Source organism: Thalassospira xiamenensis M-5 = DSM 17429, assembly GCF_000300235.2.
GTDB lineage: Bacteria > Pseudomonadota > Alphaproteobacteria > Rhodospirillales > Thalassospiraceae > Thalassospira > Thalassospira xiamenensis.
Genome location: NZ_CP004388.1, coordinates 1,167,772 through 1,194,210, shown reverse-complemented (window position 1 = coordinate 1,194,210; position 26,439 = coordinate 1,167,772). Strand labels below are relative to the sequence as shown.

At 53.1% G+C, this 26,439-nt stretch carries 22 protein-coding genes and 2 tRNA genes; 13 read left to right on the top strand and 11 right to left on the bottom strand.

Annotated elements, in window-relative coordinates; genetic code table 11:
* Positions 1-17: 17 nt before the first annotated feature.
* A complete protein-coding gene (locus tag TH3_RS05515; protein ID WP_223305027.1) occupies positions 18-1,196 on the bottom strand; it encodes a Ppx/GppA phosphatase family protein in 1,179 nt (392 codons plus the stop codon).
* A gap of 252 nt (positions 1,197-1,448) precedes the next feature.
* Between TH3_RS05515 and TH3_RS05510 the strand changes: the two genes are divergently transcribed.
* The 3 genes from TH3_RS05510 (at position 1,449) to thpD (ending at position 2,809) form a co-directional block, all read left to right on the top strand.
* Positions 1,449-1,522, top strand: a tRNA-Gln gene (locus TH3_RS05510).
* A gap of 73 nt (positions 1,523-1,595) precedes the next feature.
* Positions 1,596-1,669: transfer RNA gene (locus TH3_RS05505), tRNA-Gln, on the top strand.
* A gap of 228 nt (positions 1,670-1,897) precedes the next feature.
* Positions 1,898-2,809, top strand: coding sequence for an ectoine hydroxylase (gene thpD, locus TH3_RS05500; protein WP_040060605.1), 912 nt, complete (start codon positions 1,898-1,900; stop codon positions 2,807-2,809).
* Positions 2,810-2,814: 5 nt separating this feature from the next.
* Here thpD and TH3_RS05495 read toward each other — a convergent pair whose 3' ends face one another.
* Positions 2,815-3,489 (bottom strand): 5-formyltetrahydrofolate cyclo-ligase, encoded by a 675-nt coding sequence (locus TH3_RS05495; protein ID WP_007090787.1) that lies wholly within the window; start codon positions 3,487-3,489, stop codon positions 2,815-2,817.
* A 133-nt stretch (positions 3,490-3,622) separates the two neighbouring features.
* Positions 3,623-3,829, bottom strand: a complete 207-nt coding sequence (locus TH3_RS05490; RefSeq protein WP_007090786.1) for a cold-shock protein — start codon at positions 3,827-3,829, stop codon at positions 3,623-3,625.
* Between the two features lie 1,058 nt (positions 3,830-4,887).
* On the opposite strand from TH3_RS05490, the gene TH3_RS05485 reads away from it, so the two are divergent.
* Positions 4,888-5,916: a GGDEF domain-containing protein gene (locus TH3_RS05485; RefSeq protein ID WP_007090785.1), complete on the top strand. Its 1,029-nt coding sequence runs from the start codon at positions 4,888-4,890 to the stop codon at positions 5,914-5,916.
* 171 nt (positions 5,917-6,087) lie between these two features.
* Positions 6,088-7,122 carry a hypothetical protein gene (locus TH3_RS05480; RefSeq protein WP_007090784.1) on the top strand — a complete coding sequence of 345 codons (1,035 nt, stop codon included), beginning with the start codon at positions 6,088-6,090 and terminating at the stop codon, positions 7,120-7,122.
* 85 nt (positions 7,123-7,207) lie between these two features.
* Here TH3_RS05480 and TH3_RS05475 read toward each other — a convergent pair whose 3' ends face one another.
* Both TH3_RS05475 and TH3_RS05470 read right to left on the bottom strand, forming a co-directional pair.
* A complete protein-coding gene (locus TH3_RS05475; RefSeq protein WP_007090783.1) occupies positions 7,208-7,525 on the bottom strand; it encodes a hypothetical protein in 318 nt (105 codons plus the stop codon).
* An 84-nt stretch (positions 7,526-7,609) separates the two neighbouring features.
* A complete protein-coding gene (locus TH3_RS05470) occupies positions 7,610-8,233 on the bottom strand; it encodes a LysE family translocator (RefSeq protein ID WP_007090782.1) in 624 nt (207 codons plus the stop codon).
* A 628-nt stretch (positions 8,234-8,861) separates the two neighbouring features.
* On the opposite strand from TH3_RS05470, the gene TH3_RS05465 reads away from it, so the two are divergent.
* The 7 genes from TH3_RS05465 (at position 8,862) to rodA (ending at position 17,562) form a co-directional block, all read left to right on the top strand.
* A complete protein-coding gene (locus TH3_RS05465) occupies positions 8,862-10,412 on the top strand; it encodes a 2-isopropylmalate synthase (protein ID WP_007090781.1) in 1,551 nt (516 codons plus the stop codon).
* 163 nt (positions 10,413-10,575) lie between these two features.
* Positions 10,576-11,478 (top strand): alpha/beta hydrolase family protein, encoded by a 903-nt coding sequence (locus tag TH3_RS05460; RefSeq protein ID WP_007090780.1) that lies wholly within the window; start codon positions 10,576-10,578, stop codon positions 11,476-11,478.
* Positions 11,479-11,660: 182 nt separating this feature from the next.
* Entirely contained in the window at positions 11,661-12,701 is a 1,041-nt protein-coding gene (locus TH3_RS05455) for a rod shape-determining protein (RefSeq protein ID WP_007090779.1), read from the top strand.
* Between the two features lie 130 nt (positions 12,702-12,831).
* Positions 12,832-13,812, top strand: coding sequence for a rod shape-determining protein MreC (gene mreC, locus TH3_RS05450; protein ID WP_007090778.1), 981 nt, complete (start codon positions 12,832-12,834; stop codon positions 13,810-13,812).
* Entirely contained in the window at positions 13,809-14,324 is a 516-nt protein-coding gene (gene mreD / locus TH3_RS05445; RefSeq protein WP_007090777.1) for a rod shape-determining protein MreD, read from the top strand. Before mreC ends, mreD begins: the two co-directional genes overlap by 4 nt.
* Positions 14,325-14,477: 153 nt before the next feature.
* Positions 14,478-16,394 (top strand): penicillin-binding protein 2, encoded by a 1,917-nt coding sequence (mrdA, locus tag TH3_RS05440; protein ID WP_040059629.1) that lies wholly within the window; start codon positions 14,478-14,480, stop codon positions 16,392-16,394.
* A gap of 4 nt (positions 16,395-16,398) precedes the next feature.
* On the top strand, positions 16,399-17,562 hold the full coding sequence (gene rodA / locus TH3_RS05435; RefSeq protein WP_007090775.1) for a rod shape-determining protein RodA: 1,164 nt from the start codon (positions 16,399-16,401) through the stop codon (positions 17,560-17,562).
* An 8-nt stretch (positions 17,563-17,570) separates the two neighbouring features.
* Here rodA and TH3_RS05430 read toward each other — a convergent pair whose 3' ends face one another.
* From TH3_RS05430 to TH3_RS05415, 4 genes are all read right to left on the bottom strand, one after another.
* Positions 17,571-19,019 (bottom strand): GGDEF domain-containing protein, encoded by a 1,449-nt coding sequence (locus tag TH3_RS05430; RefSeq protein ID WP_007090774.1) that lies wholly within the window; start codon positions 19,017-19,019, stop codon positions 17,571-17,573.
* Positions 19,020-19,049: 30 nt separating this feature from the next.
* Complete coding sequence (locus TH3_RS05425) at positions 19,050-20,198, bottom strand: ABC transporter substrate-binding protein (protein ID WP_007090773.1); 1,149 nt, start codon at positions 20,196-20,198, stop codon at positions 19,050-19,052.
* A 131-nt stretch (positions 20,199-20,329) separates the two neighbouring features.
* Positions 20,330-21,073: a glycerophosphodiester phosphodiesterase gene (locus TH3_RS05420; RefSeq protein WP_007090772.1), complete on the bottom strand. Its 744-nt coding sequence runs from the start codon at positions 21,071-21,073 to the stop codon at positions 20,330-20,332.
* Positions 21,074-21,274: 201 nt separating this feature from the next.
* Positions 21,275-21,460, bottom strand: a complete 186-nt coding sequence (locus tag TH3_RS05415; RefSeq protein WP_007090771.1) for a hypothetical protein — start codon at positions 21,458-21,460, stop codon at positions 21,275-21,277.
* A gap of 300 nt (positions 21,461-21,760) precedes the next feature.
* Here TH3_RS05415 and TH3_RS05410 point away from each other — a divergent pair, with 300 nt between their 5' ends.
* Positions 21,761-22,912 carry a M24 family metallopeptidase gene (locus TH3_RS05410; protein WP_040060603.1) on the top strand — a complete coding sequence of 384 codons (1,152 nt, stop codon included), beginning with the start codon at positions 21,761-21,763 and terminating at the stop codon, positions 22,910-22,912.
* Between the two features lie 69 nt (positions 22,913-22,981).
* Here the strand turns inward: TH3_RS05410 and TH3_RS22290 are convergent, their stop codons facing one another.
* Entirely contained in the window at positions 22,982-25,462 is a 2,481-nt protein-coding gene (locus TH3_RS22290) for an ATP-binding protein (RefSeq protein WP_007090769.1), read from the bottom strand.
* Positions 25,463-25,544: 82 nt separating this feature from the next.
* Positions 25,545-26,429, bottom strand: a complete 885-nt coding sequence (locus TH3_RS05400) for a phytanoyl-CoA dioxygenase family protein (protein WP_007090768.1) — start codon at positions 26,427-26,429, stop codon at positions 25,545-25,547.
* Positions 26,430-26,439: the final 10 nt, after the last annotated feature.

Here is a 26,439-nt window from a genome sequence, read left to right as displayed (position 1 = left end):
CGATGGCGCGATGCCGATCATGGATTGGCCGAAATATGGGACACTGTATGACGTCGCGCATCGCACGGGTCAATAGCATGACCGTCTGCGCGCATCAAATCGACCAATATTCCCTCGCGAAGGCCACGATCGGCAACTTTTAGCGTCGCCAAGGGCCAGATATCGCGAATCGCGGCAAAGATCGCCGCCCCCGCATCCATCAGCTCGGCCCGCTGATTCCCGATGCAGGGATGGCCTTTGCGTTTGTCGGCTTCCATGCGCAGCAGCAATTCGGTGACGCGTTCCGCATCATCGAACCGCAAATCCGATCCGTCTACCTTGTGGCGCTCGTACCGCTCAAGGCCAAGGGCAATACCGCAGAATGTGGTCACGGTGCCAGATGTACCAACCATCTGCACCTTGCCATCGTCAAGAATGTCCGAACAGCAATTGCGGCTGGCGAAATCGCGCAGGCGGTCGCGAATTTCAGTACGCATTGCTTCGAACCGTTCGCGGCGCTGTTCGATCCCGGCATAACGTTCGGTCAGGCACAGAACCCCGCAGGGCATCGAAAGCGTTTCAATGCACTGGGTCTGGCCCATGTTATCAACCTTGATCCAGCAAATTTCGGTGCTGCCGCCGCCGATATCAAACACCACGGCATAGGGACGTTCATCAAGCAAAGCCGAACAGGCCTGAAGTGCCAAACGGCTTTCTTCGTCCGGATTGATGATTTTAAGTTCAATACCAGTTTCGTCAAAGACCTTCCGGACAAATTCATCGCGATTTTTGGCCGTTCGGCAGGCTTCTGTCGCCACCGCATGCAGTTTTGCACCGGGATGCTTGCGCAGTTTTTTCGAACAGACCTTTAACGCGTCAATCGCACGATCCATTGCCGCCTGACAAAGATAACCTTTTTCACGCACACCTTCCCCAAGACGCACAACACGCGAAAAGGCATCAATCACCTTGAACCCGTCTTTGCAAGGGCGCGCGACCAGCAGACGGCAATTCGAACTGCCCAGATCAATCGCGGCATAAAGCGGGGGATGACTGGTCGTCGGGTGCAGCGGGCGATCCACAACAAGGCTGTCGGCAGGCAAACTCGATGATGGCACAACGCACGGCGCATCCATCACGGCATTTCCGGCCATGGCAGCACCGCCTTCAGGGCGGATGGCCCTGTGCGTGTCGCTATGGGGAGATACCTGTTTCACCTGCTCTGATCTGCCTTGCTTGTCGGTTACAAATTCTTTGATCGCATCAACACGACAATTATATGACGTTCCTGCGAATCACACATATGAGTTTACCGACAATGTTGCACAAGGCAAATCCCGTATGCATTTAACTCATGGAGCAGAGGCTTCACCCCCGTACCCAAAGACGTAACGGGCAAAAAAGGTCTTGCCAAAGTGCCATCGGTTTAATAAATAGCGGCCCACGCCACACGGCGTTCAAGGCTCTGTTGGGGAATAGGTTAACGGTAGACCTACGGACTCTGACTCCGTCAGTCCTGGTTCGAATCCAGGTTCCCCAGCCAGCCTTTGCAAGCTTTGGTGAGGTTCGTCTCGTACAAATATGTACCGAACAGTAAATCGCACCAAAACCCCTGCTGGGGAATAGGTTAATGGTAGACCCGCGGACTCTGACTCCGCTAGTCCTGGTTCGAGTCCAGGTTCCCCAGCCATCTTTCTGATCTGCATATCCCGAACCATTACGATTTTTTTGCAGCACAAAGCCGTGATTGTCTTATGTGGTGCAACAGTCCTTTTCCTGTCAGGCAGGAAAGCCGGGAACGCAGAGAAAAGATATTCGACGCTTTTTGGAACCTGCCGCCTATGCGGCACGTTGGGCTATCACGATCTGTGACAAATCACAGGCAACGAATGCACATTTGGCAACAAAGGAGCATGAGATGCTTACCGATATGTACCGATCCCGAAACGCTTCCCATCCAACCATCATCGATCGTGTTGATCCGGTAATCTGGTCCGATCATGGCCATTGCCCGATGATCACGGCCGAGGATGAGAAGTTTTATGAAAAGAACGGATTTCTGTTTCTGAAAAATGTTTTCAGCGATGGGGAAATCGCCAAGCTCCGCCGCGAGGCAGGGCTGGTCGAAAATTCCGACCCGACCGACGAAGAGGTCATTTCAGAACCGGGCAGCGACGAAGTCCGTAGCGTTTTCCGTGTTCATGACAAAAGCGATGTGTTTTCGAAGCTGATATCAGATGACCGCCTGGTCGCGATTGCCGAACATTTCCTTGATGACGATGTTTATATTCATCAATCACGGGTCAATTTCAAACCTGCCTTCAAAGGCAAGGAGTTCTTCTGGCATTCGGATTTTGAAACCTGGCACACCGAAGACGGCATGCCCCGCATGCGTGCCCTTTCGATGTCGATCACTTTGACGGATAACTCGGCCCATAATGGCCCGTTAATGCTGATCCCGGGATCGCATAAAAAGTTCATTTCCTGCGTCGGAGAAACTCCCGATCAGAACTACAAAAACTCGCTCAAGATACAGGAAATCGGCACTCCTGATCAGAAAAACCTCTCGGAAATGGTCGATGAGAACGGGATTGTCGCACCTGTCGGCCCCGCCGGGTCGGTTCTGATTTTCGAATGCAATACACTGCATGGGTCCGGCAACAACATTACCCCCTACCCGCGGTCGAACCTGTTTTTCGTTTATAATGCGATGTCAAACAGGCTGGTTGCGCCGTTTGGCGGTACGAAGCCAAGACCGAACTTTCTTGCCACGCGCAAAGATATTGTTCCGGTACGTAGCGGCCGTCAAAAAATACAGGCCGCCGAATAACCCGCTCAGGATGACAGGAAGCAGGGCGGCGACGCTCCCTCCGCCCTGCTGAAATCGCCGTTTGCCTTTTCGCTTAGCGGGCGTATGCCAGCCTCGGTCAGGATGATATCGACCGGAATGTCATATTCATGGGGAAAGATATCGGCGATGCGCGTGGCTTCAAAGCCGACACCGATAACAAGTGGACGAACCGCCATCGCGGCAAGTGTCCGGTCAAAAAATCCGCCACCATATCCCAACCGATAGCCACGACCGTCAAATCCGACCAGTGGCGCGATCATGACATGGATAGGCACGGCTTTGGTCCCGACCGGTTCGGGAATTCGGGCAAAACCCGGCACCATTTCGGTCTGTTGCGTCCAGTCATGAAACACCATTGGCTGATCCTTGCCCGATACTATTGGCAAGGCGGCCTTTCCACCATGTTCGATATGATCGGAGATCACCGGACGCAGATCGATTTCATTCTGGATCGGCCAATAAAAACCGATTGTGGCATTGGGACGCACGGAAAGGATATCGGCAAGTTTCGCGCAAATAGCAGCTGATCGTTGCGCGTAACACTTCAGGTCCATTTGACTGCGCCACGCCAAAAGTTGCTTGCGCACCGCCTTTCGCCACCCGGATACGGCGATATCGTCGGGCTTTTCAGGCGGGTTGGGCAAAATGATCCGGGTCATGGGGCGTAACCTGATGGCGATGTCGGAAACGGGCGTGATAGACAAAACTAACGCAAAAAGGCCCTGAAACGAATAACGCGCCGGAGACCGGCGCGTTAACGGTTGTCAGCAAAAGCTGCAATCCAAAATCAAATTACATGATGGAGAGTTCTTCTGCCGACATGCGGCCGTTACGACCTTCAATCAGCTCGAATTGAACCTTCTGACCCTCATCAAGTCCCTGCAGACCAGCGCGCTGAACAGCGGTGATGTGCACGAATGCATCCTTGCCGCCTTCGTCCGGGGTGATGAAGCCATAACCCTTGGTCGCATTGAACCACTTAACCGTTCCGGTAGCCATATCCGTAGTCGTCCTTAGTTTTGGTAATCGCATTTCCCAAGCGCGGAAAATGCTTAAGTTACGTCCCTGCAATACGCTTTTGAACCAGCGTTAGAAACCTCAACCAGAAGGCAACAACACAGACCAAAGATGCACTGCATCGTTTCAACATTTACGCGAATTTGGACCTTCACGCAACGAATTCGTGTTTGAAGTTCTTTATTCAACCCTGATGGTTAGCCGGTATTTTGCGAATATTGCTTGCTGATCGACGTTCAACTTTCAGCACAACCTGATCGCGCCGGGGGGCACATTGATTTCGAACGAATTTCAATTTTGATCTGCCTTGTCGTGACAAGCTACCGCCTGGCAACCTGATCAAGATCAGTGAACCCGGCCAAAACGCTTGGATTTCCCTTGGCTTCAGACGGAAGCGGCATTATTCGAACCACATTTTTCCGACCTCAAATCCGTCACCATTCCCATTCAGACACCCACACGCAAGAAAGCAGGCCAGATCAATCTGTCCATACCGGATTTAACAAGCAACAGAGCGGGCCATCCGTCGCATCAGGCGCGACGGCCAAATGTGAACATTTTCACAAAATTGAACATAGAAAGATTGTTTTTCAATACCCCGACATATATCAGAAATCACTTTATTGCACCGAGTCCCTCGATAGTTTTCCAAAACCAGACGAGAGGCCAAAAGCGAATCACATGGCGCTTGCCCCGGCTCCACACGAAATACCACCCGCAAATACACGATGCTTTCCCCGAACAACAAAACGGGAATATAAAACATCAATATTCAATCAAAAGAACCAACCACCTGTAGCCGTTAGGATTTCTGGCGTCCCTGTCCGTTCGTATTTCGAATGTTCGATTTTGTCATAATTGTTGACGCGGTTTCTCGTGACAAGCAGAGGCAGTTCGGTTGAAGATAGAAATAAATGTGTGAAAAGCAGCACGCAGTCACAACATATTAAAAAAACGAGCAAACCGGATAATTCCGGACGGATTGGGACATAAGCAGTTGGTAAAAAGGTTAAGCCGAAGACCGGATCGGAAAACATAAATTGACTGCCACGACAAAGATCGCCAATCCACGCGACATTGCGCACAATGTCATGACGCTGATCTCCGAGTTGAATCTGCAGCCCACGCCGCAGGTTTATCACGTATTTTACAGCTATCTGACCGATGAGATTCCCGAACTGAGCCAACTGATCAAGGTCTTGATCCGCAACACTCAGGAACTGGATGAAGAAACCGTTTTCCGGATTTACCACAAATTCCTTGGCACACATGCCCTGCAACAGCGACTGAATATGGGGGTCGAAGGATTACAGGCTGCGGTCGAACGGGTCGAAGAAGCTGTTCACAGCGTCCTTCGTGAAACCGAAGGCTTCTGCGAGCATCTGGACAATGCGTCTGATCAGTTAAGCTCGGACGATATCACGCTTGAAATCGCGCGCGATGTCACACGCGGACTTTCAAGTGCCACCCGCGATGCGCATGGCCGTTATAGTGAATTCAACGGTTGCCTTGACGAGTACCACAATGAAGTTCGCCGGGTTCGCAGCGAACTGGAACTGGTCCGCCGTGATGCATTGACCGATACCCTGACCGGGATCGCCAACCGTAAGAATTTTGATGCATCGCTTCGTGATGCGGTCACGACAACGATGGAAACCGGCGCCCCGTTAAGCCTTTTGATGATCGATATCGATCATTTCAAAAACTTCAATGACAATCACGGCCATCGTGCCGGGGACGGCGTTTTGAAGGCTGTTGCACGGGTTCTTGTCAATTCGACCAAAGGGGCGGATACCGTTGCGCGTTACGGTGGCGAAGAATTTGCCGTCATCCTGCCCGACACGACATTGGAAAACGCCACGAAGCTTGCCAACAAATTGCGCGACAATGTTTCAGGTCAAAGAATTATCAACAAGAAAACAGGCAAGGATTTCGGTAAGTTAACCGTTTCAATCGGCTTGACGTCTTATAAGCTTGGCGAGAATATACTGGAGTTTGTTGACCGTGCTGACGGCGCCCTTTATCAAGCCAAACAGGAAGGCAGAAATACCTGCATTATGATAATGTGACATATCTGTCAGGTTGAGACTGGAAACATCGATACGTTCTCCCAACCTTATCGGTATGAGAATATGGACACTACCAGTCCCGGGGGCTGCTGCAATAAACTGACTGTCAACCCTATCGCAGGAGCTGACGATAAATCAGACCAGCAGTACCAATCCGGGCGGAGCAAATAAATGAACAAACCGACGCGCGAACGGAAACTTGATCTTGAACACAAGGTCTTTAAATCGTTCGAGGAATGCCATTTCCAAAAGTCTGACCTTTCGGACGAGGCTCTTTTTGTGCTGAAAATGGCCGAAGGATCGGTTGTATCCCTGCCCCTTAAGGCGGTTTGCAAGGAATTCGGGATCGACCCGGATTCAAATGATGGTGAACTGATTGGCCTTGTCGACAAGTCACTGGATTTCGTCAATGTGCTGCGCCCCGGCGATGATTTGCCGCTCGAAGTTCTGACGGGCGAGGCGTCGTGGGATGTCGATGAAGATCACCGTGCAATCGCCTATAACCGCCTGACCATGCAGCTTGTCACCTGGATGTCCGGGAATGAAGAACTGATCACTGATCCCGAACAGCTGATGCAGATCGCCGAAGACCCCGGCACCAAGAAAAAGATCAATCAGGCATTCGACGAAGTCGCCGATAAACTCAATATCGGCCGCGAAAACCGCGAGGAAGTCGTCAATCTGGTTCATCAGGTCGCAGAGGAACTTTCTTATGTCGAAACGCTGCGCGACAAGTACCGCAATGTGAAAAAGATCGACACAAAGCTGCAGGAACTGCGCCGTATCTATGCACATGAAAAGGGCGTTCTGGAAACGGTCACACAGGTCATTCGCCTTATTGATGATGCGATGAAAAAGTTTGAAACCAGCTTTGACGAGATTGACGCCAATACCGGCGAAATCATGTCAGTCCTGCGTAACTTCACGACCCAGCGCCAGTATATCCGCAACAAGCGCGATGATCTGTATCGCCGTCTGCGGGCATGGGAACCGCTTTTTGAACGCTGGGATACGATGGCACTGGAACGGGGCGCACCGGCGGTGCGTCTGGTCCGCGATACATATCAGTTCCTTGCCCCACGCTTCATGAAGGTCAAGGAATGGCTGATGATGACAAAGGTGCAGGACGGGATTGCCGCAGGCCAAAGCTTCAAGAATGAAGACGAACGCATGGGCGCTCTCAAAGGCAAGATGATGCAGTGGTAACACTGATCCGACCTTGATCGCCCTGCCCTCAATTGCAAAAGCGCAGCCAATGCCGCGCTTTTTCTTTTGGGCGTTAAAGTCGTCCCTATTGCTTCATGATCTTTAGCGCGACATGCCCATCAATCATGGTAATCGACTTTTTCGAAGATGCCGGTACCGGCACGCGCACATCAATGCAATAGGCAATCAGGGCTGCCGCCAGTTCTGCACCTGCCGCCGGGACAATTATCGGGTCACCATGATCGGCAATGATATTGAGCCGTGCCGCAATTTCAGGAGATTTTTCAATTTCGAGCCTCCCGATCTGACCGGGCGGCAATGGCTTTCCGGTGCGGCGGCGATATCCGACCAGCGCCTTGATCAGCTCGCTTTCCTCGAAAATGATGCAGCGCAATTCGCGCATGATGGCTCTTCCTGCAAATAAACTTATACAACGATATAAGGCAGGATAATCCGATTTAAAGAGGTTTTACAAACAAATAGGCCCCTAGCTTGACGCCAGCCAGATCCCGACCGCGATCATCAGCGTCCCGGCGATCCGATTAAGGATACGGACATTCCCGCTTTTTTCCAGAAAGTGTCGCAACGACCGGCCGCCGGTCGCATAAAGCGTCATGCAAATCAGTTCTGTCACCAGAATGATTGCCACCAGCACGGAAAGCTGCGGCGCGATAGCATGATCCAGACTGATAAAGGGTGGCAATAGAGCCACCATAAACGCCCAGCCCTTCGGATTGGCAATCGCAGTCACAAACCCCTGAGAAGCAAGCGCAAATGGGGTCGCGGGGCGGGAGGCATCAATTTCAGCGTTAAATGCCATGCGTCCGCGCGAACGCCACATCTGGATACCCAGCCACGCCAGATAGGCGCCACCCACATATTTGAAAACAGCAAAGACCGCCGGATATTCCAGCATCACCGTTGCAACACCAAGGGCCGAGGCCACCACGACAATCCCCACACCGACAAGTTCGCCCATCATCATCCAGACGGTACGGCGCACGCCGATCGTCATTCCCATTGTCAGCGCAAGGGTCATGCACATGCCTGGCGTGATCGAGACAAAGAAGGCCGTCGGGATAAAGGCCCCGATCAAAGACAGGCTTACCATCGTGTATATCCGTAAGTTGGTGGCGGCACTTGATACGAAACGTTATCGGAAAATTTTCTGGGGCATTTCGCATCGATACTGCAACAGATAACCAAGAATTTGAACACTTCAAGCGCAATCTTTGGCTTGGGTGGTTTGCCATTCTCGTATTTGATCAATGTAGCTCTATCCTATGCTGCACGCCGCCATATGGGCCCGCGACAATACCGTCGCGCTAATTTCCACCCTTAAAAGCGCATCAAAGATACAAAAATTACTTGACCTTGGCCGGCGGTCCGATGAAATTGGGTGCGTCGCCAGCACAGCCTGGCACTTCGATACCATTTGATGAAGACCGATGACCGCAGACATTTGCAACATTCCTGCAATTGCCGATCGCACCGAAGCCGATGCTTCGGGTGCCTTTGTGCTGTCTGCTCTAAACCTAATTCTCGGTCTCCTTGGTCTCGCAGCGCTCGGGTCGCTACGACTTACCCGCCCCTGAGCGTACGAAGACGGTTCGGATTACCAAATAGGTCAATCCATTTACCGCAGCTCAGGGGAACAAGTCGCGCCAAAAGGCCCGCACTCTTTCCAAATTGATGTTTCAAATTTCGGGCAAAGTCCCGCTTGATCAGGAATTACGGTAATGGCTAGTGCTAACGACAATCGCGTCATCATTTTTGACACCACCCTGCGTGACGGCGAACAGTCCCCGGGTGCATCAATGACGCTCGATGAAAAACTGCGTGTGGCACACGCATTGGCAGAAATGAAAGTCGACATCATTGAGGCAGGCTTTGCCATCGCATCGAATGGCGACTTCCGGTCAGTCAATGAAATCGCCAAACAAATCAAGGGCCCGACCATCTGTTCGCTGGCCCGCGCGGCCAAAGGTGACATCGAACGGGCCGCCGAAGCACTGGAACCGGCAGAAAACAAACGCATCCACACCTTCATTTCCACAAGCCCCCTGCATATGAAATTCAAATTGCAGATGGAACCGGAACGCGTTCTGGAAAAGGTGATTGAAAGTGTTACACTGGCACGCAAATTTACCGACGACGTTGAATGGTCGGCCGAGGACGGATCGCGCACCGAGCATGACTTCCTGTGCCGTTGCGTTGAAGCCGCGATTGATGCCGGCGCGACCACCATCAACATCCCCGATACGGTTGGCTACACCACCCCTACCGAGTACGCCGACCTGATGACCATGCTGTTTAACCGTGTGCCAAATATCGACAAGGCGATCCTGTCGGTTCACTGCCACAACGATTTGGGCATGGCGGTTGCAAACTCGCTGGCGGCTGTCCATGCTGGTGCTCGCCAGATCGAATGCACGATCAACGGTCTGGGCGAACGCGCAGGCAACGCGGCACTGGAAGAAATCGTCATGGCGCTGAAAACGCGCAACGATGCCTTCCCGTATGAAACCGGGATTGATTCAACCAAAATCATGAACGCATCACGTCTGGTGTCGGCTGTGTCGGGCTTCGTCGTACAACCGAACAAGGCGATTGTCGGCGCAAACGCCTTCGCTCATGAAAGCGGCATTCATCAGGACGGCTTCCTGAAGAATTCTGAAACCTATGAAATCATGAAACCGGAAAGCATCGGCCTGAACAAATCAAGTCTGGTGATGGGCAAGCATTCCGGCCGTCATGCCTTCAAGGAAAAGCTCAAGGAACTGGGATTTGCCGAACTGGGCGACAATGCCATCGAAGACGCGTTCGCCCGCTTCAAGGAACTGGCCGACAAGAAGAAAGAAGTCTATGACGACGACATCGTCGCACTGGTCGATGATGGCATGCGTGATAACGAACATATCAAGTTCGTGTCGCTGGCTGTCACCTGTGGCTCCAAAGGTCCGCAGACCGCCGAACTGGAACTGAATGTGAATGGGGAAACCCGCACTGCCAAAACCACCGGCGATGGCCCGATTGATGCAACCTTCAACGCCATCAAGGCAATCTATCCCCATGACTGGAAACTTAAACTCTATCAGGTTCATGCTGTCACCGAAGGCACGGACGCACAGGGTACGGTTACCGTCAAACTGGATGGTGAAGACCGCACCGTGGTTGGCAATGCATCGGATACCGACACCGTTGTCGCATCCTGCGTGGCCTATGTCACCGCGGTCAACAAGCTGATCGAGAAAAGCCAGAAAACGGCACCGGACGCCATGGCTTCCTGATCAGGCATTCTGCATTTTGAGAATAAAGGGGTGGTATTTGCCGCCCCTTTTTCCGTTTCAGGGCCGGTTTCCGTCAGGTACCCCCGCTTTTTAGCAGGTATGATTGCTGTGACCCCGCGCATTCTGTGATACACTATGCCTCTTGAACGAAGGGGCCAAAGCCATGACCATGCAGCCTGTTCTTCAGTTTCATCACCGATCTGTTGCCATTACGGTATTGGCGTTTTGTGCAGTCGTAATTGTCGCTATGACGCCACACGCAAAAGCCGCTGCGATTAATGATGTGCAGAAAATCGACATACCATCTCAACCTTATCCGATAAGCGGACTGCGGCAGCGTTTGATTGACGCGGGAAAAGCCATTCCCGAAGTCGATAGCAGCCTGCAATTCGATATTCCCGGCCTCTATTACCCGCCTGTGGATGAAAACGCTAAAACCGCAGCGGTAATTGCTGTTCCTGATTGTGACGACCGTTTTCCGGAAGACTGGATTACCGCGCTGCATGATGCAGGCCTTGCGGTTCTTCGCATATCGCCCGGAAAAGCCCACCCTTCGCAAAGCTATTGCACGGCCGGAACACTTGATAATCCGAAACACGGCGTGACCTATTGGGCCTTTGATGCACTAAGCGCGCTTGAGTATCTGGCAGGACAGGATGGTATCGATCCTGATCGGATTGCGATTTTCGGTTACGGATACGGTGCGGCTGCCGCCCAATTCGCGATCTATCGCCACGGTCACGCCAAACGATTTGATCAGCGGTTCGTCTCGATGGTGGGACTGCGTGCCCAATGCATGTCGGAAATGGATAATTTCGTTCCCGCATTGCTGGTGACGGTAACGGGGGATCGGCTAAACCCGCCGGCATGGTGCCAGTGGCGCATGGATCGGGACCTGCATGCGGATCGCGAACCGGTAATGTTTAAGATGCTTCAAAGCAATGAAACACCGGAAAAACAAGCGACTCGCAAATTTCTGAAAGTGGAAACCGGACCCGAGACAACTGCCCTGATCATGGATTTCCTACTTAAAACTGGAATAATTCTCAAGGAAGATAAACCTTGAATGAAAACGCCAACACCATATGGCGGATCATCTTTTTGCATCTTATTTCAAGTCTTGTGACCCGTCTTAATTATTCCTCAATTCCCTGAGCAGATTATTCGTGCATCGACTGGCGCGTTACGCTATCAAAGCCGGTACATTCGTATTCAAGATTTTACTATTAACCGGGGCATAGGGCAGGAATGTTTTCCAAGCTTCTTGGGGTTTTATCCTCCGACATGGCGGTGGATTTGGGCACCGCCAACACACTGGTTTACGTCAAAGGGCGTGGCATCGTCCTTAACGAACCATCCGTGGTAGCCATCACCGACGAAAAAGGCAAGAAACAGGTACTTGCCGTCGGGGAAGAAGCTAAGCAGATGCTCGGGCGTACGCCCGGTTACATTCAGGCCATTCGCCCGCTGCGCGATGGCGTGATTGCAGAATTCCACATCGCCGAAGAGATGATCAAACACTTTATCCGTAAAGTGCATGGCCGTCGCAACTTCGCAAGCCCGGAAGTCATCATTTGCGTTCCGTCTGGCTCGACCGCCGTTGAACGCCGCGCCATTCAGGAAAGTGCTGAAAGTGCCGGCGCCCGCAAGGTCTGGCTGATTGACGAACCGATGGCAGCCGCCATTGGCGCGGGTCTTCCGGTCACCGAGCCGACCGGCTCCATGGTTGTCGACATCGGCGGTGGCACCACCGAGGTCGCGGTTCTGTCGCTTGGCGGTATCGTTTATGCCCGTTCGGTGCGTGTTGGTGGCGACAAGATGGACGAGGCGATCATCGCCTATATCCGTCGCACCCATAACCTGCTGGTAGGTGAAAGCACCGCAGAACGCATCAAGAAAGAAATCGGTTCAGCCTGCGCACCAGACGATGGTGATGGTGCAACGGTTGAAATCCGTGGCCGTGATCTGATGAATGGCGTTCCGAAGGAACTGATCATTTCCGAACGCCAGATCGCAGAAAGCCTTGCAGAACCTGTTTCGGCAATCATCGAGGCGGTGAAAGTCGCCCTTGAACAGACCCCGCCGGAACTGGCAGCCGACATCGTCGACAAGGGTATCGTTCTGACCGGTGGTGGCGCAATGCTTGGCAATCTGGACTATGTCCTGCGCCATGCAACCGGTCTTCCGGTTTCGATTGCCGATGATCCCCTGTCCTGCGTTGCGCTTGGTACGGGTCGTGCGCTCGAAGAAAAGAAGATGCTTCGCAACGTGTTGCACACCGCCTACTAAGGCGAAATGGCAAAAAACATCTCACCGGGTCATGTCCTGACTGGACTGGACGCGACTCGGTGATTTCGTTAAGGTTGAATATCCCACGGGGATTTCGGGACAACTTTTCTGATCTAATGCGGGGAATATAGTGGCTCAGCATGGCGGTCCGCAGCAGCGTATCTTTTCGCCGTTACGTACGGCGCTTCACCGCTTCGCCTTCATCCTTCTGATCGTTTCGGCGTTTGGCCTTATGCTTCTGGGCAAGGCTGATACCGTTCTGATCGAAAGGATACGAGCCGCTTCGGCCGATCTTGTATCCCCGATCATGAATGTTGTTTCCCGTCCCGCCGCCAGCATCAACGAGCTGACGGAACAGGCGACCAATATCTTCAATCTCTATGAACAGAACGAACGCCTGCGTCGCGAAAACCGCGAATTGCTGGCGTGGCAGCAGGTTGCCCGTAATCTGGCGCATGAAAATGCCCGCCTGCGCGACCTTGCCGATTATACAAGCCCGCCGCCATTGCGCCTTGTCACCACCCGCGTGATTGCCGATATGGGCGGTGCCTATGCGCACAGCCTGATGGTATCGGCCGGTTCGCGCGATGGCGTGATCAAAGGACAGGCAGTTATGTCCGACGAAGGGCTTGTCGGACGTGTTGCCGAAGCAGGCTATCAGGCTTCGCGCGTTCTGTTGATTACAGACATCAATTCACGCGTCCCGGTGATTGTTGAAAACTCGCGTGACCGTGCTTTTCTGTCGGGCGACAACACAGACCGCCCGCTTTTGACCTTCCTGACTGCGGATGCGGCGGTTGCGCCGGGTGATCGCATTCTGACATCCGGTCATGGTGGTGCCTTCCCGCCTGGCATTCCGGTTGGTGTCGTTTCATCCGTTTCGGAAAATGCCGTGCGTGTCGCACCACTGTTCCGCCGCCACCAACTTGAATATCTGCGCATCGCGGATTATGGCCTGCAAGGCATCCTGAGCGATCAGGCCATGCGCCGTGATCAGCAGAATGATGGCGTTATCCCCAACGGTGTTGGCATCGTACCCAATGACGGGAACGATGCGGCAGCAAATATGCCAACGCTTGGCCCCGCACAGCCAACGGATCGACTTCCGTGAAGCCCGGTGTCTGGCACAGGCTGGATATCATTGCGCGAGGCTTGTTTCCGGCATTCAGCGTTTTCATTCTGTTGCTGTTTAATCTGCTGCCGATCAGCGTGCCATTGCTCAGCACCGCATCACCTGCATTGCCTTTGATGGCTGTATTTTACTGGTCGGTGAACCGCCCGGATTTGCTAACCGCGCTGACGGCATTCTTTCTTGGACTGTTGCAGGATTTGCTGACAGGCCTGCCCCTTGGCGTCAGTTCGCTGGTCTTGCTGCTCGTGCAGACCGGATCTGCAAGCCAGGGCCGTTTTTTCCATAACAAGCCGTTCAGCGTAATGTGGTGGGGTTTTGCGTTGGTCGCGATCCCGGCACTGCTGGTTCAGTGGCTTTTGAGTTCGGCATTAATCGGGGCCTTCTTGCCGATCAAGTCGACATTGATTAGCTATGTACTGACTGCGGCACTTTTCCCGCTTGTTGCATGGGTTCTGGCACGGGCGCAAAATACGCTTCTGCGCCATATCTAGAACAGCACCAGCTGGATCAATATTGATGTTTTGGCAATAGCTACCGGCTATGTTTGAAAGACAGTTTTCAACATGCACCGCACAGGATAAAACGGGCACGCAAGTTTCCGGAATTCCGTCGGGGCACTCCGACCAGCAGGTTTGACGACGCCGATGTGGCACCGTGACTCAGACAGATATCGCATGTTTACCCGCCGCGCCCTGATGCTCGGCGCGGGGCAGGGTATATTGCTGACCGGTCTTGCCGCACGCATGTACTATCTGCAGGTAATGGAAAGCGACCGTTACAGGGTCCTTGCCGATGAAAACCGGATATCCCATCGCCTTTTGCCGCCACCGCGCGGCCTGATTACCGACCGTTTTGGTGCTCCGGTCGCGGTAAACCGGCAGAACTATCACATCATGATCGTTCGCGAACAGGCGCAGGATGTTCGGAGGACCCTGGAAATTCTGGGTCAGATCATCGAACTTGGCCCCGACACCATCGAACGGGTTGAACGTGACGTCGCGCGCAGACGGTCCTTTGTCCCGGTTACGGTGCGCGACAATTTAACTTGGGAAGAAGTTGCACGCGTCGGCGTTAACGCCCCGGACCTGCCCGGTCTGATCATTGATGCCGGTCGTTCGCGCGATTATCCCGAAGGTCCGCATCTGGCGCATACTTTGGGCTATGTGGCGGCCGTGTCGGAAAAAGAACTGACCGGCGATCCATTGCTTGAACTGCCTGGGTTCCGGATTGGCAAAAGCGGGATCGAGAAAGTTTACGATCTGGCACTTCGCGGCAGTGCTGGCACCAGCCAGGTCGAAGTCAATGCACTTGGCCGTGTCATCCGCGAACTTGACCGCGAAGAAGGCGACAGTGGCAACACGGTTGTCATGACCCTTGATCTTGAATTGCAGCGTTACGCCAACCAGCGCCTGTCAAACAAGGAAAGCGCATCTGCCGTTGTGCTTGATATTCATAACGGCGAAGTGCTTGCGATGGCATCGCATCCGACATACGACCCGAACGCCTTTACCAACGGCATTTCGCACAAGCTATGGAACAGTCTGGTCAATAACGAATACGCACCACTGTCTAACAAGGCCGTCACCGGGACCTATGCACCGGGTTCGACATTCAAGATGTGTGTCGCCCTTGCCGGACTTGAAGCCGGTGTGGTTACAGCCAATCAGCGTTTCTTCTGCCCGGGTCATCTTGATCTTGGCAATGCACGGTTCCATTGCTGGAAACGTGGCGGGCATGGCTGGGTCGATATGCATGACTCGATGAAACATTCCTGCGATGTTTATTACTATGAAATATCGCAAAAGATCGGCATCGACCGTATCGCCGCCATGGCCAATAAACTGGGCCTTGGCGAATTGACCGGTATCGACCTTCCCAATGAACGTTCCGGCCTGATCCCGACCAAGGACTGGAAGGAAATCCAGCTCGGCAAACGCTGGCAGGGTGGTGAAACCCTGATTTCGTCAATCGGTCAGGGATACGTCCTGGCAACGCCGTTGCAACTGGCGACCATGGTTGCACGCATTGCATCGGGCAAGGCTGTTAAGCCGCATCTGACACGCGATCATGTCACCGCAGAAGGCATCACCAGCCGGGCGAATGAGGAATTCCCCGAACTTCAGGTCAACCGTGCCCATCTGGCGCGTATTCGCGACGGCATGAATGGTGTCACCAACGAATTGCGCGGCACGGCACATCGGTCGCGGATTGATATCAAGGGCATGGAGATGGCCGGTAAGACAGGCACCAGTCAGGTCCGCCGCATTACCATGCGCGAACGCCAAACCACCGGGGTTCTTGATAACAATGATCTGCCGTGGAAATACCGCGACCATGCGCTGTTTGTTGCCTTTGCACCGGTCGACAATCCCCGCTATGCCTGCGCGGTTGTTGTGGATCACGGTGGATCCGGTTCGGGCATCGCTGCACCGATTGCACGTGACATTCTGATCAAGGCGCAGGAACTGAAATCTGCACGCCCGGGCATATCGGCGGCCAACATTCAATCCACCGCGCAATTATCGCACCCGTCACAGACAGACCGCGAAGAAGAAAGCTAGAACGATGGCAAGCCGCAGATATCGTATCGGCGAAGATCCGGATTACGTGCCAATCGGTCGCCGTCTTTTAATGCTTAACTGGACGTTGGTATTGCTGATTTCCACACTGGCGGGGATCGGTTTTGCCATGCTGTATTCGGCGGCCAACGGTTCGGTTGAACCATGGGCAGAACGTCAGATGATGCGTTTTGCTGTTGGTGCCATCGTGATGATTGGCATCGCGGTTACCGATGTCCGTGTCTGGTTGAAACTTGCCTATTTTTCCTATTTCGTCGCGCTGATCCTTCTGATTGGGGTTGAAATCAAGGGGGATATTGGCATGGGGGCGCAACGCTGGATCAATCTTGGTTTCTTCCAGTTGCAACCATCCGAACTGATGAAAATCTCGCTTGTGCTGGCACTTGCGCGTTATTTCCACGGCCTGACTGTCGAAGAAGTGGGGCGCATTCCGCTTTTGATACCGCCACTTTTAATGGTTCTGGCTCCTGCGGCACTGGTGTTGCGCCAGCCTGATCTGGGTACTGCCCTATTGCTGATTGCCGGTGGCGGCGTCATCTTCTGGCTTGCCGGGGTTCGGATGTGGAAATTCGCCCTGATACTTGGCGCGGTTCTGGCAATCATTCCCATCGGCTGGCAGTTTCTGCGCGATTATCAGAAAAACCGCGTTCTGACGTTCCTGAACCCTGAAAATGATCCGCTTGGCGCGGGCTATCACATTACCCAGTCAAAGATTGCCCTTGGGTCGGGCGGCCTGTTTGGCAAGGGTTATATGCTGGGATCGCAAAGCCATCTGAACTTCCTGCCGGAAAAACAGACCGACTTTATCTTTACCATGCTGGGTGAAGAGTTCGGGCTGGTTGGCGGATTGGCGTTGCTGCTGCTTTATACCATGGTAATCATGTATGGTTATGTGATTGCGCTTCGGTGCCGCAACCAGTTCGGTCGCCTTGTCGCAATCGGGATCACCTCGACCTTTTTCCTGTATGTCTTCATCAACATCGCCATGGTGATGGGACTTATCCCTGTGGTCGGTGTTCCGTTGCCGCTGGTCTCGTATGGCGGCACGGTGATGATGACAATTCTTGTCAGCTTTGGCCTTCTGATGAGTGTATCAATCCACCGCGATATACGGATTTCAAGACAGGGAAATGACGACGGCCGTCAATAGCCCCCAACTCAAGCGCTGATCTGATCAGCCAGATTGGCAAGATCGACAGTCACACAACGATTTCGCCCTGTTTCCTTGGCTTGATAAAGTGCGGCATCGACCAGCGAATAAAGAATATCGGCAACATCTGTGTTTTCGCGGGATTTCAGCAATGCAACGTTTTTGGCAACTTGCGCATCCAATTTTCCAGCCGTCCCCTGTGCAGGCAGGGATATCACCCCGAAACTTGACGTGTAGTTCAAATGCTTGCCGCCGAAGGCAACAGCATCCTGTTCAAACGCGCTCCGAAGACGCTCTGCAAGGATCATAGCACCTTCCGCCCCCTCCCCCGGAAGAAGAACCGCAAACTCTTCCCCGCCCAGTCGGGCTGGCAAATCGATATCACGCAGGCTGTATTTCAAAAGCTTTGCCAGTGATACCAAAACCGCATCTCCGGCCTGATGACCATAGGTGTCATTCAAAAGCTTGAACCTATCAATATCGAGCAAAATGATACTCATCGGCGTATCGCGACGCTTCCAGATCGAAAGGTTTTCTTCAAGACGCATCATAAAAATGCGACGGTTGGCAAGACCGGTCAACGGATCTGTCGAAGCCAGCACTTCAAGCTTGCCCATGGCTTCATTCAATGCGCGCGTCCGACTTTCAACCCGCGTTTCCAGATTGACATTTGCGTCCTGCAAATCATCACGCGCGCGCTGCAATTGCCCGATTTGCCCCCGTATCATGCCAAAAAGCCCTACCGTAACCGAACTCAGCAATTGCACTTCATCGTCATGACGGTACGTTGGCGGCATATCCAGCGACCGTTTAACATCCGACGGATCGGAATTGACGATGTAATGCGCCAGCTTCACCAAGGGGCGTGAAAACACAAAATAACTGAGCGCGGCAAATACCACCGCCATGGTGGCCGCAAAAACCATGTTGGCCAAAAACGACCAGGCAGACCGCGACATGAACGCAGTTACATAAACCTGGGGATTCAGGGCAACGACCAGTGTTCCCAAGGCATCGGCAGACGGGTTGTTTTCATTTTGAAGCGGGATTTCAAGCTGCTGCAAACCGCCAAACAACTTTTCCGCCCATCGCGAGGTTGGAATTTCCCCTACCGGACGTTTTCTTTGATAAAGAACGGAGCCATCGCCAAGCTGTATTTTGACACTGGAAATGGATCTTTGCAGCATCATGCCGCGCGCCATGACCTCGGCCAATGCTGCATCCTTTTTTGTCACCGCTTCGGCCGCCACAGGCAGGCTGCTATCAACAACACGCTCGTTGGCCTGCTGATAGACACCCTCAAGCCATTGATAGTCGGTGAAAATCTGAAAAGCCGTGATAACAAAACCAAGTAGCATTGCGGCCAACAGGGAATATTTAAGCTGCCTTGTCGCAACAGAACTGCCAAGCTTCAGTCCAGACAGGTCCTGAACGGTATCCTTTCCTGTCTTAGACACACGGCACCCTTTCCATTAAAGCCAGTCCAATCAGCGCGACGGTATTGGCCAATCACGTTCCTGCGCCGAATTCAGTTCCTCGATCCTGAACCGATAGTCCCTTTGTTCCGGATTGCTGACAAGGCTGAACTGTGAAAAATCAATCTTATTCCAGTCACGGTCGCCAAGAACCTGCTTGTAGGTCTCGAAATTATCCCGTGTTATTGCCTGCATTCCGAAAGATACTTCGGGATTTGTTGTCATTTTTTCAATGCCTTCAAGGTAATCTTTTAGCAATACCATAATCCACGCACCCGCCAGAAAATGTCCGCCATGCGTCATCGTCATTTTGCCACTGGCAACATTTTCCAATCCTTCGGTGGACCAGTTCAAGCCGCCAACAAAGACATCCTTCCCGGGAACTTTTCCGAATTCTTCGATCGCCTTGATTGCACCAAGGGCGATACTGTCATTGGCAGCCCACACCGCATCCAGACAGCCACCTGTGGCAAGCCATTCCGCAGTCCTGCGATAGGCCTCCTCAAATGACCAATTGACCACAAGGCGACGCTGTTCACGAAGCAAGGGATACTGTTCCAATGCCATATCAAGCCCCCGGAGCCGCTGCAGCGACGCCGGTGTCATGCTGTCCCCGGCCAAAGACAAAAGGCAAAGGTCTTTGCGCAAACCGCCATTATGTGCGTCCTTTGCGGCAATAGCCAACGACTGGGCAATTTCAAATCCGGCACGCTCGTTATCAGGAACCAGCGTCGCAATCCAGAAGCCGAGTTCCCTGCCCGGTCGGCCAAATCGCTGCTTTTGTTCATCGGTCAGATCATTGAGCAGCATCAGAACCGGAATGTTGCGTTCCTGCGCCTCAAGAACGATCCGGGTACCTTGCTGATGTTCATTAACCGCGATGATGTAATCGGGCGGGGGATTCATGGCAAAAACACGATTGGCGCTTTCGGCCATCTGTTTCCAGTCACGGTCGCTGTCAAACACAACAAGATCAAAACCGAACTGATCGGCTGCGGCCTGCATGGTGTCGCGCACGTCTTTCCAGAAACCGCGATCACCATAACCCGGATTGATAAAAGCGATGCGCGGTTCGGAAACATTGTTCAGGTCACGCGCATCAACATGCATCGCGCCCCCCAAAATCGCGCACAGCGCAGCGATCCAGCTTACAAGTTTCAAAGACTATTCCCTCGACACCGGTCACAGGCCTTTCCCACCGTGCAAAGGACGATGATCGCCTGTTTATTTTCAGTGTCGCCGCATTAACCAATTATATCCAAAAGGTCAAATCAAGTTGGCCTACGGAAGGATCAGATCGTCTGGGCGGCACCATCCAAACGCAACATGACTTCCTGCTGAACCGCGCGGAAAAGCGCCGCATAATCCAGATTGACATAGTCAATCTGCCATTCGACAAGTTTGGCAAAAAGTTCCGCATTGGGTGTATCAATGAAAATCATCGTCTCAAGACCACGCGCCTTTGCTTCATTTATTGCGTCGCGTGTCACATTTCCCTCAAGAAATTCGAAAATATGTGCCTGTTCATGATGGATCGCCTGTTCTAGCGAACCGGCAATATGAAGCTGCACATTGCGCCGGATATCCGGTGCAATCCGGCGCAGGTCGTCACGAATGTCGGCAGAAAAAGAACTGACAAAAACATCGTTTACGAAGGCAAAACCATCAAGCATTTCGACAACCCTGCCCGCATCTGCCTGCTTGATCTCGCAATATATTTTCACCCGCCCCTTTAGACGGCGCAGAAAGTCTTCAAGCCGCGGCACCGGCTCGCCTGCGAATGCCGGATTGAACCAAGACCCGGCATCCAGCCGGTCAATTTCCGCGCTGGTCATTTCCGCAATGGCACCGGTGCCATCGGTTGTCCGATCCACGGTTGCGTCATGCATGACATACAGAACTTCGTCGGCGGACTGACACACATCGAATTCGATATAGTCCGCCCCCGCCACAATCGCACTTTCGGCGCTGGCAAAGGTATTTTCCGGCGCATTAAGGCTGTCGCCACGGTGATAAACAAGTTGTACTGGCTTCACGGGATCCTCCATATGGCTCGACTGGCCATAGGGAAGGTAGGGCGACAGTCCCGCGAGCAGCAAGCATGTCAGGTCAATTTAACCTTACTGTTACCTTGCCTGTTACCTCCCAAAACCGCATCCGGAAGATATCAGGCACAAAAATTATGCGGCGTCCCGCAAACAGCAGGACACCCAAAAGTCACCGAAAAGAAGCCCTGTCTAACCAATATCGCGCAACGCACGGGCCAGTTCGTCGGTCGACATACTCGCGCGGTTCTCGATCCCGTGCTGCTTGGCAAGGTGATAAAGATCGTCGCGCCGCCATTTTTCATAGGCCGGTTTGAACTGTCTTTCTCGCGATGACGTTGCCGGCGCATTTCCAGAAAATTTCTGATAGCTAGCCACTTTTGCCTCCTGAGGGGGATGGTCTTAAGCGGAACTGGCATCGGGCAATTTCGATGCCCTTTGTGACACTGCCATTACATTTCATTTGGGATGGAATGAAAAAATGTCTACGGTTTCGAACAAAATTTACTGATTTCTTTCGGTAAGATCATGATCTGAAACGACAATCCCGGAAAGATCGCCGCCCAACAATTGCAATTTATCAACAAAACATCATTGGATCGTATTTTTTACTATTTCGTGTTCACGGAGTTTGTTAGCGTCATTGGCAAATCAACAATCACAATCAGGGAAGCCCCCATGGCATTGCATTTTGAACGCGCCGAACTGTCGGCCCGCCGCACAAAAACGGTTGCACGTCTTGAAGCCGCCGGTCTTGATGGCCTGCTGATGTTCCGCCAGGAAAGCATGTTCTATCTGACGGGGTATGACACGTTCGGTTATGTGTTTTTCCAGTGCCTGTATCTGGGGGCTGACGGCCGCATTGCCCTTATTACCCGCGCACCGGATTTGCGTCAGGCACAACATACATCCGACATCGAAGATATCCGTATCTGGGTCGATGGCCCGGATGTGAACCCTGCATTGCAACTGCGCGACATGCTGGCGGAGTTTGGCTGTGGCGGCAAAAAACTTGGCGTTGAATACGATGCCTATGGGTTGACCGCCGCCAATGGTAAAAAGCTTGATGCAGCACTTGACGGTTTCTGCACGCTTACCGACGCATCCCGTCTGGTATCGGAACTGCGCGTTGTCAAAAGCCCGGCGGAACTCGATTATATCCGCACCGCCGCCAGTCTTGCCGATGACGCATGGGATGCCGCCCTTGAAACCGTCCATACAGGTGCGTTTGAAGGCGACATACTGGCCGCCATGCAGGGCGCTATTTTCAAAGGGGGCGGGGATTATCCCGGCAATGAATTCATTATCGGTGCCGGACGCGATGCACTGCTTTGCCGTTACTTCACCGGGCGCAAACATCTGGCTGACACGGATCAGATCACGCTGGAATGGGCGGGAGCCTATCGGCATTATCATGCTGCGATGATGCGCACCATCCCAATCGGCAAGGCAACATCGCGCCACGTTGAAATGCACAAGGTCGCAACGGATGCCATGGTCGCCTGCCGCGATGCGCTTAAACCCGGCGAACCAATCGGCAAGGTATTCGATGCCTATGCCAGGGTTTGCGATGCAGGCGGCATGAAAGCCCACCGTCTAAACGCGTGCGGTTATTCAATGGGAACGACCTTTGCCCCGAACTGGATGGACTGGCCGATGTTTTATCATGGCAATCCGGTGATCGCCGAACCGGGCATGGTTTACTTCCTGCATATGATCCTGATGGACAGCGAAAGCGGCATCGCCATGTGCCCCGGCCATTCGGTGATTGTTACCAAAACAGGCAACGAAGCCATATCACGTCATCAACTCGACCTGGTCACGCGCTGATATACAAAGCAGTTTTCCACAAAAAGGCCTGCTCGAATATGAAGCGGGCGTTTTCGTGTATTGCAGCTATCAGTCCTGCAATGCCTTGCGCATGGCATCTGCCGTGTCTTCGGCAAGACGATCCAGTTTGGCAATCCGGTCATGGATCGCCCCATCAAAGTCGCCTTCATAAAGTTCCAACTGGCGGGCATCGACCGCCAGCTTTTCTGCCGCAAGGTTTGCCGCCATTCCCTTGATCGTGTGTGCCGCACGGCGAAGGCTTTCGCGGTCACCATCGGCAATTGCTGCGATGATCTTTTCGCGTTCTTCCTGATAGGATGCCGGCAGCAGGTCAATCAGGCTGGCCATCTGATCGGCACCCAAGGCACGACTCATTTCCTCGAAACGTGTTTTGTCGATCAGATTCATTTTTGTCTCTTTGGCAGATATGTTTGCTTTAGCCGGCTCGGGTACGGGTTTTGCGTCTGCCGTTGCGTTATCCCTGTTAACCGTTCGCGTCGGACTATCTACGGGCAAGGCGTCGGGCAGGTTCACTTCCATATCGGCATCTTTAACCTGCAAACCGGATGTTACAGAATACCCGCCGCCACGGTTTCTCAGGAAGCGTAACAGAACACCGTAAAGCCTGCGTTCTTCGACAGGCTTAGTCATAACCTCGTCCATGCCCGCCGCCAGAAAATCACGATGGCGATCACTGAATGCTTCGGCCGTTACACAAATGATAGGAACACGTCCACCTCTGGTGACACGTTCCAGTTCACGGATATGGCGGGTCGCCCCCTCACCATCCAGAACCGGCATATGGGCATCCATCAGGATCGCATCATAGTCATTCTGCTGGAAGGCATGCACGGCCTGGCGACCATTGGGGACGATATCGACAACCAATCCATAACGCAGCAACAGCCCGCGGATCACGTTGGCATTAATCTCGTTATCCTCGGCAACAAGAATGCGACTACCCGAAAGAACACTGTCGCCTCTGCTCTCGGCAATCTGGCCGCCCCCATGCTCATGCCGTTCCGATCGGCGGGCTTCAAACGGCAGCCACACATCAAATCGCGTTCCCTTGCCCTCGGTACTATCGACCTTCATGAAGCCGCCCATCAATTCCGTCAGACTGCGTGCAATCGAAAGACCAAGCCCCGTTCCACCATATTGCCGCATGGTGGAATTGTCGGCCTGGCTAAAGGGGGAAAATATCTGTTCCTGACGATCCCGCGGAATTCCGATGCCGGTATCGATAACGGCAAAATGGTAAACTTCCTCATCCGCAATCAGGTCGCGCACCCGTTCCGGTACATTTTCCTCCCGGGTGACTTCCAACCTTACCGATCCCTTCCGGGTGAATTTCACTGCATTTGACAACAGGTTCCACAGTATCTGGCGAAACCGGACTTCATCACCGGTAAACACCCTTGTTGCCAACGGTGCATCATCACAATGCAGGGAAAGGTTCTTTTCGCGTGCCATGTCGGCAATGGCACGAAACAGATCATAGGTAATATCGGATGGGTGAAAGGGGCGTTTTTCCAACTCGACCCGACCGGCCTCGATCTTGCTCATATCAAGGATATCGTTCAAAAGCGCCATCAGCGCCCGCCCGGATGACAAGATCGCACTGACCCGTTCCTTTTGCGCATCGTCAAGCTGACTTTGCCGCAACAATTGCGCCATGCCCAGAATGCCATTTAACGGTGTTCTGATTTCGTGGCTCATGGTCGCCAGAAATTCGCTTTTGGCCGAACTTGCCTGAAATGACTGTCGATAATGGCTGCGCAATTCCAGCAACATGAAAGCCAGGGCAAAACTGTAACTGATCAGGCGCGATGGAATGATGAAGCGCGCGACAATATCGGCGTGTTCCGGACCGAATACGAAAAATGCCAGATGATTGAAGCAGCCAATCAGCAGCGTGAAACAGATCAGGCTTTCGGAAAGGCAAAACCGGTAATGGCACCGCACCAGATACCCCGCCGCCCCGGCAAAAATCATGATTGTTGTCGGAAACAGGATAAGCGTGCTGATATTTTGCAATGCCCCGCTGACATCGCTTGAAACACCGGGCATGAACCAGACCAGAAATGCCTGAACCGCGACACCGGCAATGATCAGCCCGGGCACCATTGCCCACACCTGATCAGTACCCTGACGGCTTTCATGACGGTTTGCGACATGCCAGCTCATGACAACCAGCCAGAAAGAGCCCAGTCGTAACACAAGAACCAGAAGGCCGGTAAAGGAACCAAGTGCCTGTTCCTGCCCCAACACGCTGCGGGCCGCAAGAAGGTTGGGAATACCCAAAAGGTCGCTGATCAGCAGCACCCCCATCGCGGCCGCCAAATAGAAAATCTGCTTGCGCTTGGTGATGTCGAACAGGATCCAGCCAATGCACATTGACAGCAGCGCGATGAATTCCACGACCACCAGAACCGAGACGGTAATGCCCGACACCAGATCGTCATCAAGCGACGAGAAAAGCAGAAACACAGGGGCGATGGCACAGAAGGCAAGAAATGCGACACCGGGAAGGCTCAGCATTTTTGGCATATTGGCATCGACCCCGGTTCTGGTCTTTTTGACCGTTGTTAGTATGCCATTCCGGCATCTGGAACGCGATGCAGGGCTTTTGTCATGCCCAACCTGACAGTTCGGCGTGAATGCTGTTTGCCCATCGCAGGATATCGTCGTCCATCGATTGCATATGCCGGTATTTCGCAAATTGCTGCACGATCAGTTCAAGCCGTTCACGAAACGCCGGTGGCTGGTCCAGATCAAGCAGACGATCCGCCAGGGGATCAAATGCTGCATTCTGAAATTCAAGCGACAGACTGATCCTTGGTTCGGTGGCAAAGGTACTGGCGCGCCCACCCCAATGATACAAGTCCTGCCGCCAGCCCATCACGGTCCCCGGTCTCGCGGGTAGTGCCCGAACATCTTGCAAAACAACATCTTCCGGTTTAGCAACAGGGCAAGGATAACACTTTTCAAATGAACGCGGCAATACGTACATACAGCCGTTGTCGGGGCTTGCAACGCCCAGTGGCACCCAAAGTGACAGGCTGATCAGCATGTCATCGCCAATAACACTTTCACCCTGATAATCGCGATGCGGCGGCCACCCGCGCCCGCCCTGCCCCGGATCGACATGCCATGCCCAGAAATGCGGAAGCAGCTTTACCCGATCCCCCAGAAAATGGGTCAGCAACGGGCGAAGTCGCATGAAAACCTGCCATGCCTCGTCATACAGATAGATCATCGCTGGCGGCAAACCGTTGACCACCAATGTTTCAATCCCGGTGCGCAATTGCGCCAGACTTTCAACAGGCAACAGATCATCAATCAGGAAATATCCATCCTGCCAGAACCGGTCGGAATGCGCAGAACCGTCAAATCTGCCATTGTCATAACCGACCGACGGCACATCACAGATCCCCGCACCGGCGGCGGAAATTGTCAGTTGCGGGTTGATCGAAAGCCAACTTTCACGTTGGCAGGCCTGAAACACAGTCATCATGTCGGAAAAT

Bases quoted from the DNA above. Each gene is read 5' to 3' on its own strand.
- thpD (WP_040060605.1), top strand. From the start codon at position 1,898: ATGCTTACCGATATGTACCGATCCCGAAACGCTTCCCATCCAACCATC.
- TH3_RS05495 (WP_007090787.1), bottom strand. From the start codon at position 3,489: ATGACCCGGATCATTTTGCCCAACCCGCCTGAAAAGCCCGACGATATC.
- TH3_RS05490 (WP_007090786.1), bottom strand. From the start codon at position 3,829: ATGGCTACCGGAACGGTTAAGTGGTTCAATGCGACCAAGGGTTATGGC.
- TH3_RS05480 (WP_007090784.1), top strand. From the start codon at position 6,088: ATGAACAAACCGACGCGCGAACGGAAACTTGATCTTGAACACAAGGTC.
- TH3_RS05475 (WP_007090783.1), bottom strand. From the start codon at position 7,525: ATGCGCGAATTGCGCTGCATCATTTTCGAGGAAAGCGAGCTGATCAAG.
- TH3_RS05470 (WP_007090782.1), bottom strand. From the start codon at position 8,233: ATGGTAAGCCTGTCTTTGATCGGGGCCTTTATCCCGACGGCCTTCTTT.
- TH3_RS05465 (WP_007090781.1), top strand. From the start codon at position 8,862: ATGGCTAGTGCTAACGACAATCGCGTCATCATTTTTGACACCACCCTG.
- TH3_RS05460 (WP_007090780.1), top strand. From the start codon at position 10,576: ATGACCATGCAGCCTGTTCTTCAGTTTCATCACCGATCTGTTGCCATT.
- TH3_RS05455 (WP_007090779.1), top strand. From the start codon at position 11,661: ATGTTTTCCAAGCTTCTTGGGGTTTTATCCTCCGACATGGCGGTGGAT.
- mrdA (WP_040059629.1), top strand. From the start codon at position 14,478: ATGTGGCACCGTGACTCAGACAGATATCGCATGTTTACCCGCCGCGCC.
- rodA (WP_007090775.1), top strand. From the start codon at position 16,399: ATGGCAAGCCGCAGATATCGTATCGGCGAAGATCCGGATTACGTGCCA.
- TH3_RS05410 (WP_040060603.1), top strand. From the start codon at position 21,761: ATGGCATTGCATTTTGAACGCGCCGAACTGTCGGCCCGCCGCACAAAA.
- TH3_RS22290 (WP_007090769.1), bottom strand. From the start codon at position 25,462: ATGCCAAAAATGCTGAGCCTTCCCGGTGTCGCATTTCTTGCCTTCTGT.
- TH3_RS05400 (WP_007090768.1), bottom strand. From the start codon at position 26,429: ATGATGACTGTGTTTCAGGCCTGCCAACGTGAAAGTTGGCTTTCGATC.